The following is a 16,565-nucleotide window of genomic DNA, read 5'->3' as shown; positions in this document are numbered from 1 at the left end:
TTATAAAACATTAAAATAATGTATAAAAATAAAACTATTTTATGTTTAAAGGGTATTATAGATTAATTTTTTTAAAATGTCCAATTATTTTGGAATATATTTTGTATTGTAAAATCACATAAAAAAGCGAGGATTTCTTCTCGCAAGTTGACTAAAATTAAATTTTATTTTTGGTTTGTGCTTCCCAAAACATTATAAGTTAAAGCAACTAAAAATCCTCCAATAATATTTCCTATTGTGACTGGTATTAAATTTTTTAAAATTAATCCGAATCCAAATTCTGGATTTAAAATTTTTGTGAGTGCAAAACAAGTCATATTTGCAATACTATGTTCAAAACCAAGACTTACAAAGGCAAATATACACCAAAAAATCATAATTAATTTAGAAGTATCAGAAATTTTTCTAGAACAAATTAAAACTGCAAGACAAACTAAAATATTGCACATAATTCCCTTAAATAAAAGTATAGAAAAATTAAAGCTAGTTTTGCCTGTTGCAAGTTTTAAAAGTGCACGATTAAATTCATCTGAAACACCAGTCATTGAAAATAAAAGTGATATTAAAATTGAGCCCAAAAGATTTCCAATGTAAGAAAAAAATAAGATTTTTAAAAGCATTGATGTATCAATTTTTTTGTTCATTTTTCCAATATTTGTCACAAGAACATTTCCCGTAAAAAGTTCCCCACCTGCAAATATAACAAAAGAAAGAGCAAGGGAGAATACAAATCCATTGATAAATTTTACAATTGGAATAGATAGAGAAGAAAAGACGCTTGCTGAAAGTGTCATAATTAAAAGTCCCATTCCAATAAAAAATCCTGCAAGAACAGAAGCAACCATATACTTGAAGAGTGAATCGTCAAGCAGATTTTTCTTTGTGCAAGCAGAATTAGTTAGTCCAGTTATTATATCTTTGTACATATTACACCTCTTGAATAATTAATTTCCTCATTAATTATATCAAAAAGAGTTTTCTTTTCAATCTATGATAGTATTTTTATCACTATCTAAAGTGAATTTTTTAGAGTCAATTCCTGCAACTATTATTTGGACTATTGGCATTAATAGATTGAAGAATAAAAAAGGAATATATGCCTTTGTAGCAACTCCCAGAACAGAAGACATATAAACTCCGCAAGTATTCCATGGTATCATTGCAGATGTTACAGTACCTCCCGATTCCAATGTGGAGGATAGTAGTTTTGGATGAAGGTTTCTATCTTTATATTCATTTTTAAACATTCTTCCTGGCACAACAATAGATATATACTGCTCTGGCATTGATGCATTTGTGAATATACAAGTTAATATTGTTGCTGTGACAATTCCCACTGTTGATTTTATTTTGTGCAAGAATTTTTTTACTATGGCTTCAAGTATTCCTGTTTCTTCTGCAATTCCACCAAACATCATTGCAATTATAGTAAGGGATATAGAGGACATCATATTGTTTAGTCCGCCTGTTGTTAAAAGTTTGTCAACAGATTCCACATTTGTATTTGAAACAAAACCATTTAATGCAGCAGATAATATATCTCCAAAGTTAACTTTTTGATAAATTGGGCCTAAAAATGCAGCGACAATAATGCCAAGGCTAATTCCAGGAAGTGCAGGTACTTTTGCTGCAATGGAAACAATAACTACAATTGGCGGAATTAATAGTATGGGGCTAATGTTAAAATTATTTTTTAGACCATTAGTTATAATGTTTATACTAGATAAATCCGCAGAAGCATTTTTGTACTTTGTAGATAAAAATCCAAAAATAATAAGAGTTATAGCGTAAGTTATGAGAGTAGGCTTTAACATTGCTTTTATGTGAGTAAAAACATCGGTACCCGCCATGGCAGGTGCAAGGTTTGTAGTGTCAGATAGGGGACTCATTTTGTCACCAAAATATGCACCAGATAGAATTGCACCTGCTGTAATAGGTGCAGGAATGCCAAGGCCTTTTGCAATACCCATAAGAGCAATGCCCATCGTTCCGGCAGTCCCCCAACTTGTACCCGTAGCTAGGGAAGTTATGGATGCAATTAAAACTGTGGCTACTAAAAAGAATGATGGTTTTAATATTAAAAGACCATAATAAATCATAGTTGGAACAACACCGCAAAGTATCCATATACCAATTAAAACTCCTATTATTGCAAGAATTATAATAGATTGCATTGCTTGGGAGATTCCCTTTATCATTGAATTTTCTATAAACTTCCAACTGTATCCAATTTTAAGACCTACTATGGAAGCGATAAGTACTCCAATTAACATAGGGATATGTGGAGATTCTTCGTATTTAATTATGCTTATAAACATTATTATAACAAGAAAGGCGAATGTAAATACAGCTTCGCCAAAAGTTGCCTTTCTAATATTGTAATTTTTATTGTGAATATTTTTGTTCATATTACACCTCTAAATGCAAGTTTAACTTAAGATTAAAAATTTAAATAATTATACCATATAAAGCTTAAATATTAAAAGTTTTTGGATAAATGGTAAAAAATGATGTTATACTATAAAGGAATGGGGGATGTTATGGAATTAAAAGATACGATTCGTGCAATAGAAAATTATCCAAAGCCTGGTGTAATTTTTAGAGATATCACGACTCTTTTAAAAGATAATTATGCTTTTAAACTTTCAGTTGATGAAATGGCAGAAAAAATAGATAAAGATGTAGATAAGATTATAGGAATTGAAGCGAGGGGATTTATATTTGGGTCTGCATTAGCTTATAAACTTGGCAAGGGATTTATTCCTGTGAGAAAACCAGGAAAGCTTCCTGCGAGTAAGATAAAAGAATTTTATGAACTTGAGTATGGACGAGATTCAATAGAAATACATGAAGACGCAATAGAACCTGGAGAAAAAGTTGTAATAGTAGATGACCTTTTGGCAACAGGTGGTACAGCAAAAGCTTGTGTGGATCTTGTAAAGAAGTTAGAAGGAGAAGTTTCTTCTTTAGTGTTTTTGGTAGAACTCCCAGAACTAAAAGGAAGAGAAGTTTTAGGTGGAGAGAAAGTATATTCAGTTATAAAATATTAAACAGTATAATTCAAAATTATAAGATTGATTTTAAAATTTACAAATAATATAATAAATAAACTTATGGGAGCAAATTGCTGAGAGGAGTTAACACTCGACCATTTTACCTGTTAGGATAATGCCTTGATGGGGAAAAGTAATGCCACTCCTATAATATTTTTAGGAGGTTTTTTTTATTTATGAAATATTCTACTCAAATGGAAGCGGCAAAGCATGGTTTTGTCACTGAAGAGATGAAGATTGTTGCAGAAAAGGAAAATGTATCTTGTGACTATTTATTAGAGAAAATTGCTTGTGGAGAAATTGTAATTCCAAAAAACAAAAATCACAAATCAATTTCGCCAGAAGGTATTGGAACTGGACTTAGAACGAAAATTAACGTAAATCTAGGTATTTCTAAAGACCTAAATGATATTGATATGGAAATGAAAAAAGTAGATATGGCTCTATCAATGGGCGCAGAATCTATTATGGATCTTTCCAATTATGGAAAGACTCAAGAGTTTAGAAAAAAACTAATTGAGAGATCTACTGCAATGATAGGAACTGTACCAATGTATGATGCAGTTGGTTTTTTGGACAAAGGACTTTCTTATATAAAGCCAAAGGAATTCTTGGAAGTTGTTAGAAATCATGCTGAAAATGGCGTCGATTTTGTTACAATTCATGCTGGTATAAATAGAGCAAATGCAGAAATATTTATGAGGAATAGACGTGTAAATGAGATTGTTTCACGTGGTGGTTCACTTCTTTTCGGTTGGATGAAGATGAATGACAGAGAAAATCCATTTTATGAATATTATGATGAATTATTAGATATCTGTCGTGAATATGACGTTACACTTTCTCTTGGAGATTCACTTAGGCCGGGTGGTATTCACGATGCGACAGATCCTTCTCAAATTTCGGAACTTATAACATTAGGAGAGCTCACGAAGAGGGCGTGGGAAAAAGATGTTCAAGTGATTATAGAAGGTCCTGGGCATGTGCCAATAGGTGATATTGAAACTAATGTTAAACTTCAAAAGAAACTTTGTCACAACGCACCTTTTTATGTGTTGGGGCCACTTGTTACAGATGTAGCTCCTGGTTATGATCATATTACATCAGCCATTGGTGGGGCGATTGCAGCATCTCATGGGGCAGATTTTTTATGTTATGTAACTCCTGCTGAACATTTGAGACTTCCAGATGTAGACGATGTTCGTGAGGGGATTGTTGCTTGCAAGATTGCAGCTCATGCAGGAGATATTAATAAAATAAAAGAAGCAAGAGTGTGGGATCTTGAGATGAGTAAAAGACGTCAAAAATTAGATTGGCAAGGTATGTTTGATATTGCTCTTGACAGAGAAAAACCAAGGGAGTACAGAGATTCATCAATTCCAGAAGAAGAGAACACCTGCACTATGTGTGGTTCTATGTGTTCTGCAAGGAACATGAATTTAATTCTTGAAGGTAAAGATATAAAAATAAAATTTTGATTTATTGTAAAGATTTAAATTTATAAGTTATTTATAGGTAAATGTCAATTATTTTTAAAAATAATATTTTAGTGATATAATTAAATAAAAATAGAAGGGAGCTTGTTGACAGGCTGAGAGGAAACTAGTAGTTTCGACCGTTTACCTGATTTGGATAATGCCAACGTAGGGATTTATAAGGCTAAATGTAGCTGCTTTGTCAATATGCTCTCAGGGAGGTTTAATATGAAATCTAATACTAAGAAATTGACAATAGCAGCTCTTTTTGTTGCTATTGGTGTTGTTTTTTCCTTTGTAAATATTCCAGTGGGCTTGGCAAAATGTTATCCAATACAGCATATGGTAAATGTTTTATCTGCTGTATTTTTGGGACCAGTTTACTCTGTTCTTGTTGCTTTTTGTATTTCACTTATTAGAAATATTTCAGGAACAGGTTCCCCAATGGCTTTTCCTGGCTCAATGGTTGGAGCTTTATTCGCGGGAATATTATATTATAAGACGAGAAAGCTTTCCTTTGCTTTTTTAGGAGAAGTAATTGGTACAGGTGTAATTGGTGCATTAATTGCATATCCTGTTGCTAAATTTATACTTGGAAAAGAGATGGCGATATTTGGTTTGGTAATTCCTTTTTCAGTGAGTACTCTTGGCGGTTCTATAATAGCGATTATAATTATTTTAAGTATTAAGAACACATCGCTTGGAAAATATTTTAAATTTGAGAGGAATTTAAATGGACATTAAAAATATTCTTACAATAGCTGGTTCGGACTCCATTGGAGGTGCAGGTATTCAAGCAGATTTGAAGACTATAACTAGCTATAAATATTATGGGATGAGTGCGATTACAGCAATTACTGCACAAAATACTATGGGTGTTCAATCCTCTCTTGATATAGAAAAAGGAATGTTAAGGGATCAACTTATATCAATTTGCGAAGATGTATTGCCAGATGCTGTAAAAATTGGAATGGTGGCAAATCACCAACAAGTAGAAGTTATATCAGAGATTATTGATAAATATTTAAGAGATATTCCCATTGTATTAGATCCAGTTATAACATCTACAAGTGGATTTAACCTTACGCCCAATGCTACTGTGGAGAAGATGGAAGAAATTTTATTTGACAAAATAACATTAATCACACCAAATATAATTGAAGCAGGAATAATTTATGGGAAGAAGATTGAAAAGCTTGAAGAAATGAAAGAAGCGGCAAAAATTTTATACGAAAGATATAATACAGCAGTGCTTATAAAAGGTGGACATCTTAAAGAATCTAAGGATGATGTGCTTTTTGACAAGGCTGGTCTTTCTGTTATAAAAGGAGAAAATATTGATAATGAAAATACACATGGCACAGGTTGTACTCTTTCAAGTGCCATAACTTGTGAGTTAGCAAGTGGTAAGAGCCTTTATGATGCAGTATTTTCTGCAAAAAAATATTTAACAGGAGCAATTGCTTTTGGTTTTGATATAGGAAAGGGAAGAGGTTCACTATATCATATGTATAATTTGCGTGATAAAAATGAAAATAAGTTATAACTTAAAAGATCTAAGGGAAAAAGCTCCTTTGGTTCACATAATTTCAAATAGTGTTACAAGCGATAGGGTGGCTGACCTATCTCTTTTAATAGGATCAAGCCCAATGATGACAGACTATTCAAAAGAAGTAGCTGAAATTACAGAAAAGTCCTCTGCTCTTGTATTAAATATGGGGATGTTAAACGATGATAAAGTTGAAGCTATTAAAATATCTGCAAAAATTGCAAATGAAAATAAAATCCCCATTGTTTTAGATCCAGTTGGAGTTTCTTCTAGCAAGCTAAGACGTGATTTGGCAAAATATCTCATTAAAAATTTTAAATTTAATGTAATTAGAGGAAACTTTAATGAAATCAATTACTTGGTTAATGGAAAAACTTTTACAGGTGTAGATTCCAAAGATGCAGATTTTACACAAAATGATTTTATAAATCTTGCAATAAAGTTAAATGAAAAAACTGGTGCAACAATTTTAGTAAGTGGAAAATATGAAATAATTGCAAATTCTCACATGGTCATCTCTATATGTGGTGGAGATGAAAATTTAAAGAAGATAACTGGTCTAGGGGATATGGAATCTGCAATGATAGGATCTCTTTTAGCTAGTCCAATGTCTAATTTAAAAGCTTGTGTTCTTTCTTCGATATTTTTAAGGCAAATTGCGAAAAAAGATATAAGGAACAATAGTATAACTGCCTTGGACATTATAAAAAATATGCAAATTATAGATGAAATAAAAGGGGAAGTTGATGTTTTAGTCCCAACTTATAAATTTAAGGAGCCTACTTTGTATGGAATCTCAGAAGGAGATAAAGTATTAAGAATAAAAAATGCGGTTAAAGGTGGGATGAGAATTTATCAGCTTAGAGATAAATTTGCAGATGAATATAAACTTGGAGAAAAAATTATAAATATAAAAAAAGAAATTGGAGAAGAATGTCTATTTATATTAAATGATAATTTAAAACTTGCAGAAAAATATAATGTTGCCCTTCATCTTGGTCAAGATGACGAAAGAGTGTCAACTGCAAGAAAAGTTTTGGGAAGAGATAAAGTGATAGGGGCAACAGCAAAGACGCCTGAGCTTGCCATTGAAGCAGAAAATATGGGTGCGTCTTATATTGGAACGGGAGCTTTCTTTAAAACAGAAACTAAAAAAGATGCGTCTATGATTTCTTTAGAAAATTATAAAGATATAAGAGATTCAGTATTAATTCCAGTATTTCCAATAGGAGGGGTAAAAAGAGAAAACCTAGATTTTTTTAGTGGCGTAGACATACCAGGTATATGTATGTCTAAAGGAATATTTTCTTTAAAGGAAAATGAAGTAGAAGAAAATGTGAGAGAAATAATAAACAAATTAAAAATATAGAAAAATTTTTCAAATATGTAAAAAGCCCTGCCAAAAAAGCAGGGCAAATTTTATATTTAATTAAACTCAGTCAATGTTTAGTTCGTCAACAGCATTATCAATTAGTTCATCTTTTACAAGATAAGGAAGAGTAATGTGTCCGAATTCATTATCTTCATTAAATTCTTTAGTTACTTCGATGGCATGATCATTTCTAGCCCAGTTACGTCTAGCTACACCACTCATAACATCCCAAGTAAGTGAAAGTTTAATGATTTCATCAACCATTTCAGATCCATCAAGTACAAGACCAAATCCACCATTGATTGATTTACCAATACCAACTCCACCACCATTGTGAAGAGCAACTAAACTCATACCTCTTGCACAGTTACCTGCAAAGCATTGAGTAGCCATATCAGCCATTACATTAGAACCGTCTTTGATGTTAGAAGTTTCTCTAAATGGAGAGTCTGTACCAGATACATCGTGATGGTCACGACCCATCATAACAGGACCAATTTTTCCTTCTCTAACAAGTTCGTTAAATTTAAGAGCTATTTCAACTCTACCTTTAGCATCTTGGTAAAGAATTCTTGCTTGAGTTCCAACAACTAATTGGTTCTTTTCAGCATCTCTGATCCAGATATAGTTATCCATATCTTGGTATCTTCTGTCTTTATCTATACATTCCATTGCAGCGTGGTCAGTTGCAATTAAATCTTCGTGTTTACCACTTAGGCAAACCCATCTGAATGGTCCATATCCATAGTCAAATAGAAGTGGTCCCATAATGTCTTCTACATAAGAAGGCCAAATGAATCCGTCCTTGTCGTCTTTACCGTTTTTAGAAATTTCTTTAACTCCTGCATCATAGATAGCCTTTAAGAAAGAGTTACCGTAATCAAAGAAGTAAGTTCCCTTATCAGTAAGGTTTTTAATAACTTCAAAGTGTTGTTTAAGAGTTTCATCAACAAGTTCACGGAATTTTTTAATATCAGTTCTTAAAAGTTCAGTTCTTTCTTCAAAAGAAATTCCAACTGGACAGTATCCACCATTGTACGCATTGTGACAAGAAGTTTGGTCAGAAAGTAGGTCAATGTGGAAGTCATTTTCGTCCATATAGTGAAGAAGATCAACGATATTTCCGTGGAATGCAATAGAAAGAGCTTCTTTCTTTTCAAGAGCACCCTTAGCAAGTTCGCAAGCTTCTTCAGGAGTTTCAGCAAGTTTTTGAATCCAGCCTTGTTCAAGTCTAGTTTCAATTCTTGAAATATCAACTTCAGCAATGATAGAAACAGCACCAGCGATATCTCCAGCTTTACCTTGAGCACCACTCATTCCACCAAGTCCAGATGAAACAAATAATTTGCCAGCTAAGTTGTCTTTTTCGCTAAGACCAAGTTTTAATCTACCAGCATTTAGAATAGTGTTGTAAGTTCCGTGTACAATACCTTGTGGTCCAATGTACATCCAACCACCAGCAGTCATTTGTCCGTAGTTAGCTACGCCCATTTCTTCTGCAACTTCCCAATCGTCAAGATTGTCATAAAGACCAACCATAAGACCATTAGTAATTATAACTCTTGGAGCATTTTTTCTTGATTTAAATAGTCCAAGTGGATGACCAGATTCCATTACAAGTGTTTCGTCATCGTGCATAATTTCAAGATATTGTTTGATTAAGTTGTATTGCATCCAGTCGTGACAAACTGAACCAGTTTCTCCATAAGTTACAAGTTCATATGGATATAAAGCAACATCAAAGTCTAAGTTATTGTCAATCATTACTTGGAAAGCTTTTCCAGCTAGACAATTTCCTTTGTATTCGTCAATAGGTTTTCCGTAAATTCTTCCTTCAGGTCTAAATCTATAACCATAGATTCTTCCCCTAGTAGTAAGTTCTTCTAAAAATTCAGGAATTAATTCTTCGTGGAACTCTTCTGGGATATATCTTAGAGCATTTCTAAGAGCAATTTTAGTTTGATCTTTTGAAAGTCTAAATCCTCTATCAGGAGCTCTTCTGATTCCTTGTTCAAAAGATTTTTTTTCTGGCAAGTTTTTAATTTGTACCTTCATAATCTTTTGAACATCTTCATTATGATTATTTATCACTTTTATCAACCTCCATGTTTAACATTATAATCTAATTTTAAAATTATGTAAACTAAATATAAATAAAATTAAGTTCGATTGATATATGTGGCATATATATTTATTAATAAACTTAGAAAATTAAGATAATGTTTGCATATAAAAATAATAATGCAACTCTATAGAAATTAATAATTTTATAGTTATATAGATTTGACAGATAAAAAATTTTCTGTTAAGGTTAAAAAATGAAAGCGTTAGGAACCGAAGCTTTTTATTGAAGAAAAACACATATGAAGGCAGTGTGTTAAAATTTAAAGAAAATATATCTTTATTGTCGAAATATACAGAAGATGAGTTGTTAGATATGAATTTTAACGAGAGACAAATAAATGCAATTAAATCAACTGAAGGGCTAAGACCAGTTGATATCAGGAATGATGTTGCTCGTGCTGCTGCAGCAAATTTTACTTTTTCTATCTCAAAAGAATAGATTTGAAAGAAATAATTATGCTGTCTTTAACGCATTTTGGGCATGGCAATCTGCACCAATATGGAATGGTAAAGATACTTTAGTTTTCGCGTGGAGCGATGGGTTTATGGTAGATAGGAATAGGACAACTATGAAGGTAACTTATAGAGATGTAGATGGAAATTATAAGGGAGAAAGTAGATATTCAGCAAATGGCTTGATTCAGGGATGTAGATTTGATTTTGAACAAAGTTTTGCCCCCGGAGGACTTAGAGCTATTAGTAGTGGAAAGGCTTACGTGGTCATAGATAATACTAGTAATAAAAGTGCTGTTGAGATAGTTGGAGAATATTTTCATAACTATCTGGGAATTAATATTTCAGTAGATATTGGTAAAGACTTAGGAATAAGTATTTCGCCATCTGATAAATCAAAGTCAATGGGATCTGATTACATAAGGATGAATTAAGGTGTTAGATATGAAATATTTTATTAAAGTTTTAATATACAGTTTTTTATTTTTCTTGTTAGGACTTTTATTAGACAGACTATTTAATTTTCAGGTTTATTCAAAAAACATTATTGTAGTTGGAATAGTTACACTTTTCACAATAGTAGATGAAAAGTTAAATAGGATATTAGAGTTATTAGATAATCAGTCTTCAAAAAAAGAAGATTTTGATGATAAATAATAAATTAATACTTCTGCAAGTTTATGTATTTTAAGCTTGCAGTTTTTTATGTTATTATATTTATAAATAAAGTGGAAATTCACCTTAAACTAATTAAATCGATAAACTAAATCACAAAAAACTATATTGACCTATAATTTTTGTTGTGTCAAAATTAGTTTAGTAAATAATAATTTTATGGGTAAACAATATAGGGAGGTTATTTATGAAAGCGGATAAAATATTAATTAATCTAGAACAAGTTTTTTCACCTAAGGATATAGGTAGACCTTTGAGAGGTGAAGAAATGAATGAAGCCGATATTTTAGAAAATGCATACATCGCAATTAAGGATGGAAAGATTTTAGAAGTTGGCGAAGGAAAGGGATACGAAAGTTTAAAAGATGACAATACTGAAATAGTAGACCTTACAGGAAAAGTTGCAACTCCAGGTCTTATTGATGCACACACTCATTTGGTATATGGTGGAAGTCGTGAAAATGAATTTGCAATGAAGCTTAATGGAATGGAATATCTTGAAATTCTTGAAGCAGGCGGTGGAATTCTTTCTACACTTAAGGCAACTGAAGAAGCAAGCTTTGATGAATTATATAATAAGACAAGAGATCTTCTAGAACATATGCTAGTTCATGGTGTAACTACAGTTGAAGCAAAAAGCGGATATGGAATAAATCTTGAAACTGAACTTAAAGAACTTGAAGTTCTTGAAAAGTTAAATGAAGATTTTCCAACAGAACTTGTAAGAACATTTATGGCAGCTCATGTAATCCATGAAAAATATAAAGATAATTCTGATGAATATGTAGATATAGTAATTGACATGATGCCAGAAGTCGCAAAAAGAAACTTGGCAGAATTCTGTGACGTATTCTGTGAAAAGGGAGTATTTACAGCAGAACAATCTGAAAGAATTCTTGAAGCTGCAAAAGAACATGGTTTTAAAGCAAGAATTCACTCTGATGAAATTGAAAATGTTGGCGGTGTAGATGTTGCTGCTAAGGTTGGAGCAGTTTCTGCAGAACACTTGATGGTTGTTGATGATGAAGAAATTGAAACTTTATCTAAGGCTAATGTAATTGGAAATCTTCTTCCAGGAACAACATTTTCACTTATGCTAGACACTTATGCACCTGCAAGAAAGATGCTTGAAAAGGGAATGGCGATTACACTTTGTACAGACTCAAACCCAGGATCTTGTCCAACTGCAAATCTTCAATTTATAATGCAACTTGGTTGTCTTGAAATGAAACTTACTCCAGTTGAAGTATATAATGCTGTTACTATTAACGCGGCTTATTCTGTTGATAGAGCAGAAACTATTGGATCCTTTGACAAGGGCAAGAGAGCAAATATTACAATATTTGACGCAAAAAATATTGATTATACACTTTACTTCTTTGCTACAAACTTATGTAAACAAGTTTATGTAGATGGAGAACTTGTTGTAGAAGATAGAAAACTTGTTAAATAATAATTTTAGATTCCTCTCTAGTGGAAAACATTAGAGAGGTCTTTTTATTTCAAAAATTTTCAAAGAAATTAGGATGAATTTTATCTTAGAAACCTAATAAAATAAATTGCCTTAAATTTATTAAAATTTATTTTTTTCTCTAACATAAAATTAAACTTTAAAAGAAAATCAATTTTTTATTACTGTTAATTAGAGAGTTGGAGGACTTTTACAGAACAATTTTACATGAAAAGAATTACTTCTATGCTAATAAGTTATCATAAAAAGATAATGATGTATTGTATTTTTTATAGTAATAATGTCATTTTTTAAATTAATTGATTGACTTGTATTGTTATCTAGGTTAAAATTTACTTAGAAAACATTTTCAGCAATACTAAATTATAAGAAATTGTATTGCAGACATATTAAAAATTTTTATACAAGATTAATATGTCTAATGACGTGTTAAGGAGGTAATTATATGAAAAATGAAGGTCAAAAATCCGTTAGACTACCTAATATGATTGAAGCGATTTTGCCAATCGTTACTATGGTTGCACTAATGGTATATGTTTTCAACTTCAGTGATGAAGTTTATAATGCAGCACATATGCCGCTAATTATAGCGATAGTTGTTGCATGTGCAGTTGGAGCAGCTTGTGGACATAATTTTTCTGAAATGTTGGAAGGTATGGTTGAAAGACTTACAGCTACACTTGAAGCAATTTTAATTTTACTTACAGTAGGTTTATTGATTTCTTCTTTCATGATTTCAGGAACAATTCCTGCAGTTATTTATTATGGTTTAAAATTACTTACACCGCAATCATTTTTACCTGTAGGATGTATTCTTATAGCAATAGTTGGACTTGCTTGTGGTTCATCTTGGACAGCAACTGGTACAATAGGTATTGCCTTTATGACAATAGGTGTTGGTCTTGGAATTAACCCTGCACTTACTGCTGGTATGGTAATTTCAGGAGCTTATGTTGGAGATAAATTCTCTCCGCTATCTGATACAACAAACCTTGCAGCTGGTGTTTCAAATACAGGATTATTTGATCACGTAAATGCAATGGTTTCAACAACAGGACCTGTTTTCCTAATTTCACTTATTATTTATGCAATCCTTGGATCAAGAATTAATGCTAGCAATTATGACCCTACAATTGCAGAAGGAATACAAGATGCATTAGCAGCAAACTTTAATTTAAACCCAGCAGTGCTTCTTCCAATTGTAGTAATTGTTGTAGTATGTATATTAAGAGTTCCTGGACTTCCAGGTGTTCTTATTTCAGTAGCAACTGGTGTTTTATTCTCAGTAATTTTCCAAGGTGGAAACAATCTTGCGGAATTATTCTCAGTTCTTCACTATGGTCCATCAATTGAAACAGGAAATGAATTTGTAGACGCTGCTCTTGTCAAGGGTGGTATGGATAACCAAATGTGGACAATCAACTTAATTATACTTGCAGTATCCTTTGGTGGAGCTCTTGAAAGATGTGGATCAGTTGAAAGAATATTTGGAAATGTTAAAAATAGAATCAACTCTGTTGGAGGACTTGTATTTGCAACAATGCTTACATCATTATTCTGTGATGCAGCAATGTGTGACCAATTCTTAGGAATTGGAGTTCCTGCTCCACTATATGATGATAAATATGATGAACTTGGACTTGCAAGAAATATGTTGTCAAGAACACTTGAAGATGCAGGTACACTTTGGGCATGTATGTTCCCATGGACAGCTTGTGGAGCTTATCAAAGTGGAGTTTTGGGAATGAGTCCATTCACATATTTCCCATTTGCATTTGTTAACTTACTAAACCCAATTTATGCTTGTGTAACAGCATTTGCAGGAAGAAATATTTTCTGGGCAGATGGTGCTTATACAAATCTATTCGGTAAAACTAAAATGAAGAAAGCTGCAGCTGCTCCTGAAGAAGCACATAAATATGCAGTTTCTCAACTTGAAAAATTAAGAGCTGAAGGTAAAGCTCCTAAAGTTACAGCTTAATTAGAATTAATTAAGAACAATAAATATTAAAAATTTTTAGAAAGAAGTGATTATGTGTCAGAAAAAAAACTACCTTGGGATAATGACAGCGAAGCAATAAAATACGTATATGTGAACCCTAGAAAAAGCTTTTCTGAAAAATATGCCTACGTAATCACTTCTATTTTAATTTTGTTGGGGATATTCACAGAGTACAAATTGACTCTTGTATTGGCACTTTTACTTTTACTTTCTCTTTTGACAAAAAGGTATGTTGCGGCAACTCCAAAGGGACTTGAGATGTATACTGATATGAAGATAACTCACACATATCATATTTGGGACTGGTCAGAAATTGATGCCATAACTTATGAAAAAAAGCCAGAAGAACCAAAATTAATACTTTTATATTTCACAAAGGGAGATGTTACAAAAAGATTTTTCTTTGATGAGAGAGATAAAGAAAGAGTTTTTGATTTGGCTCATAAATACAATAGAAAAATAAAAGTGTATGATGCCTATGAATACAAACAAGATTTAAAAAGATTTAAAAAAGAACTAAAAAAGACAAAAAGAAAATGGCGTAAATAATTAAATAACAAATTGAGAAGAAACTTCTTTCATATTTAAGGAGTTTCTTTTTTTGTAAATTTTTAAAAACACATGCTATAAAAAGTTTTAATTATAAAGATGAAATTCGTGATAATAAAATAAACTTAAAAAGTTGAATTATTTACCATTTAATTATAGAATTAAGTTTAGTTATTTAAGTTTTTTACTATATAAAACGAGGATGATTAAATGAATTTTGATTATGATTTTTATAAAGATTTTGATTACAATAAGTATCCCTATCATTCTACTAGGAGGGTAATTTTTGGGAAGAATGGAATGGTGGCGACTTCTTCACCTTATGCAACAAGTGCAGGGGCAAAAATTCTTTTGGATGGTGGCAATGCTATTGATGCTGCTCTTGCTGTTTCAATGGCACTTCCTGTCGTTGAACCTACAGGAAACGGACTTGGTTCCGATATGGTTGCAATTATTTTTTATAATGGAAAACTTTATGGTATAAATGCAAGTGGAAGAAGTCCTAAAAATATTTCTATTGATGCTTTAAAGAAAAAGGGTTATGATAGTATGCCAAGTTGTGGTATAAATGTTATAAACACTCCTGGATTAATTGGTGGATTTATGAAACTTCACAAAGATTTTTCTACGATGAGCATTGATAAAGTTTTTGAACCTGCTATTTCTTATGCAGAAGAGGGATTTGCAGTGACGCCACAAATTGCGAAACTTTGGAAAGAAAATTGTGAAAAGTATAAAAGATTAAATAGAGATGAGTTTTCTGAATTTTTTAAAACTTTTACAGTTGACGGAAATGCGCCAAAAGCTGGAGAGATTTTTAGATCAAAGGATATGGCAAACACTTTAATAGAAATTGCAGACACTAGTGGCAAGTCCTTTTATAATGGAAGACTTGCAGAAAAAATTTCTGATGAAGTGGAAAGGCTAGACGGATTTTTAGATTTTAATGATTTAAAAAGCTTTAATCCAAGTTATGTAAATCCTATTTCTACAAATTACAGAGGTATTGATATTTGGGAAATACCTCCCAATGGTCATGGGATTTCTGTTTTAATGGCTTTAAATATTTTAAGTGAAATGGAACTTAAAGACAGAAGAGATCCTAATACAATTCATAATATTATTGAAGCTATAAAATTATCCCTTACTGATGCGAAAGCTTATGTAGCAGACCCAAAAGATATGAAGATAAAAATTGAAGAACTTTTGTCAGATAATTATGCAAGAAAAAGAAGAGGTGAAATAAAAGACAATGCAATTATTCCAGAAGAGTACGCAATAAAATCATCTGATACAGTTTATTTTGCAACAGCAGATAAATATGGAAATATGGTGTCCATGATTCAGTCAAATTATTCTGGATTTGGTTCTGGTATTGTTGTGCCAAGTACAGGTATTGCACTTAACAATAGAGTAGAAAATTTTTATTTTAAAGCTGGACTTGCAAATTCTTTGGAGGGGGGTAAACTTCCTTACCACACAATTATTCCTGGTTTTATGACAAGAGATGAAGAAGCTCTTGGAGCTTTTGGGATAATGGGAGCTTTTATGCAGCCACAAGCTCATGTTGAAGTTTTGACAAATATGATTGATTTTAATTTAAATCCACAAGCTGCTCTTGATGCACCTAGAATTATGTGGACTGGTGACAAGAAAATTGATGTGGAGTGTGATTTTTATAGTGAAATAATTGAAGGACTTAAAAGTCATGGACATGATGTAAATGTTGTAAGTGATTTTAAGAATATGGGCCGTGGTCAAATTATTTTGAAGAAAGATGATGTTTACATTGGAGGGACTGAGAAGAGAACGGACTCCAATATTTTTGCTTATTAAAAGGTG

The 16,565-nt window shown here is 31.9% G+C and carries 15 protein-coding genes and 1 riboswitch; of the genes, 12 read left to right on the top strand and 3 right to left on the bottom strand.

Annotated features, from left to right (window positions below):
* Nucleotides 1-164: 164 nt before the first annotated feature.
* Together RH95_RS03780 and nhaC (RH95_RS03775) are read right to left on the bottom strand one after the other, a co-directional pair.
* Nucleotides 165-926, bottom strand: coding sequence for a formate/nitrite transporter family protein (locus RH95_RS03780; RefSeq protein ID WP_010244597.1), 762 nt, complete (start codon nucleotides 924-926; stop codon nucleotides 165-167).
* Nucleotides 927-983: 57 nt separating this feature from the next.
* Complete coding sequence (nhaC, locus tag RH95_RS03775; RefSeq protein ID WP_010244594.1) at nucleotides 984-2,408, bottom strand: Na+/H+ antiporter NhaC; 1,425 nt, start codon at nucleotides 2,406-2,408, stop codon at nucleotides 984-986.
* A gap of 132 nt (nucleotides 2,409-2,540) precedes the next feature.
* Between nhaC (RH95_RS03775) and RH95_RS03770 the strand changes: the two genes are divergently transcribed.
* The 5 genes from RH95_RS03770 (at nucleotide 2,541) to thiM (ending at nucleotide 7,446) form a co-directional block, all read left to right on the top strand.
* Nucleotides 2,541-3,050 (top strand): adenine phosphoribosyltransferase, encoded by a 510-nt coding sequence (locus tag RH95_RS03770; RefSeq protein WP_010244591.1) that lies wholly within the window; start codon nucleotides 2,541-2,543, stop codon nucleotides 3,048-3,050.
* A gap of 179 nt (nucleotides 3,051-3,229) precedes the next feature.
* Entirely contained in the window at nucleotides 3,230-4,531 is a 1,302-nt protein-coding gene (thiC, locus tag RH95_RS03765; RefSeq protein ID WP_010244589.1) for a phosphomethylpyrimidine synthase ThiC, read from the top strand.
* Nucleotides 4,532-4,615: 84 nt separating this feature from the next.
* Nucleotides 4,616-4,721, top strand: a riboswitch (TPP riboswitch).
* 35 nt (nucleotides 4,722-4,756) lie between these two features.
* Nucleotides 4,757-5,272 (top strand): energy coupling factor transporter S component ThiW, encoded by a 516-nt coding sequence (gene thiW / locus RH95_RS03760; RefSeq protein ID WP_010244586.1) that lies wholly within the window; start codon nucleotides 4,757-4,759, stop codon nucleotides 5,270-5,272.
* Nucleotides 5,262-6,074, top strand: coding sequence for a bifunctional hydroxymethylpyrimidine kinase/phosphomethylpyrimidine kinase (gene thiD, locus RH95_RS03755; protein WP_010244583.1), 813 nt, complete (start codon nucleotides 5,262-5,264; stop codon nucleotides 6,072-6,074). Before thiW ends, thiD begins: the two co-directional genes overlap by 11 nt.
* Nucleotides 6,058-7,446: a hydroxyethylthiazole kinase gene (thiM, locus tag RH95_RS03750; protein WP_010244580.1), complete on the top strand. Its 1,389-nt coding sequence runs from the start codon at nucleotides 6,058-6,060 to the stop codon at nucleotides 7,444-7,446. Before thiD ends, thiM begins: the two co-directional genes overlap by 17 nt.
* Before the next feature lie 66 nt (nucleotides 7,447-7,512).
* Here thiM and hutU read toward each other — a convergent pair whose 3' ends face one another.
* Nucleotides 7,513-9,540, bottom strand: a complete 2,028-nt coding sequence (gene hutU / locus RH95_RS03745; RefSeq protein WP_010244577.1) for a urocanate hydratase — start codon at nucleotides 9,538-9,540, stop codon at nucleotides 7,513-7,515.
* 256 nt (nucleotides 9,541-9,796) lie between these two features.
* On the opposite strand from hutU, the gene RH95_RS03740 reads away from it, so the two are divergent.
* From RH95_RS03740 to RH95_RS03710, 7 genes are all read left to right on the top strand, one after another.
* A complete protein-coding gene (locus RH95_RS03740; protein ID WP_141567122.1) occupies nucleotides 9,797-10,012 on the top strand; it encodes a hypothetical protein in 216 nt (71 codons plus the stop codon).
* Complete coding sequence (locus RH95_RS03735; protein ID WP_158309964.1) at nucleotides 9,969-10,460, top strand: hypothetical protein; 492 nt, start codon at nucleotides 9,969-9,971, stop codon at nucleotides 10,458-10,460. The genes RH95_RS03740 and RH95_RS03735 overlap by 44 nt, the downstream gene beginning before the upstream one ends.
* Before the next feature lie 10 nt (nucleotides 10,461-10,470).
* The gene (locus tag RH95_RS03730) at nucleotides 10,471-10,683 is read left to right on the top strand and encodes a hypothetical protein (protein WP_010244567.1); all 213 of its coding nucleotides are present in this window, start codon (nucleotides 10,471-10,473) and stop codon (nucleotides 10,681-10,683) included.
* A 205-nt stretch (nucleotides 10,684-10,888) separates the two neighbouring features.
* Nucleotides 10,889-12,154 carry an imidazolonepropionase gene (gene hutI / locus RH95_RS03725; protein WP_010244564.1) on the top strand — a complete coding sequence of 422 codons (1,266 nt, stop codon included), beginning with the start codon at nucleotides 10,889-10,891 and terminating at the stop codon, nucleotides 12,152-12,154.
* 463 nt (nucleotides 12,155-12,617) lie between these two features.
* A complete protein-coding gene (gene nhaC, locus RH95_RS03720) occupies nucleotides 12,618-14,153 on the top strand; it encodes a Na+/H+ antiporter NhaC (RefSeq protein ID WP_010244561.1) in 1,536 nt (511 codons plus the stop codon).
* 54 nt (nucleotides 14,154-14,207) lie between these two features.
* A complete protein-coding gene (locus RH95_RS03715; RefSeq protein WP_010244557.1) occupies nucleotides 14,208-14,723 on the top strand; it encodes a PH domain-containing protein in 516 nt (171 codons plus the stop codon).
* 210 nt (nucleotides 14,724-14,933) lie between these two features.
* On the top strand, nucleotides 14,934-16,559 hold the full coding sequence (locus RH95_RS03710; protein WP_010244554.1) for a gamma-glutamyltransferase family protein: 1,626 nt from the start codon (nucleotides 14,934-14,936) through the stop codon (nucleotides 16,557-16,559).
* The last annotated feature ends 6 nt before the right edge of the window (nucleotides 16,560-16,565 follow it).

Source organism: Peptoniphilus rhinitidis 1-13, from assembly GCF_000246925.1.
Taxonomy (GTDB): domain Bacteria; phylum Bacillota; class Clostridia; order Tissierellales; family Peptoniphilaceae; genus Peptoniphilus_A; species Peptoniphilus_A lacydonensis.
The sequence above is the reverse complement of the archived record's forward strand: the minus strand, read 5'-3'. Positions and strand labels throughout refer to the sequence as shown.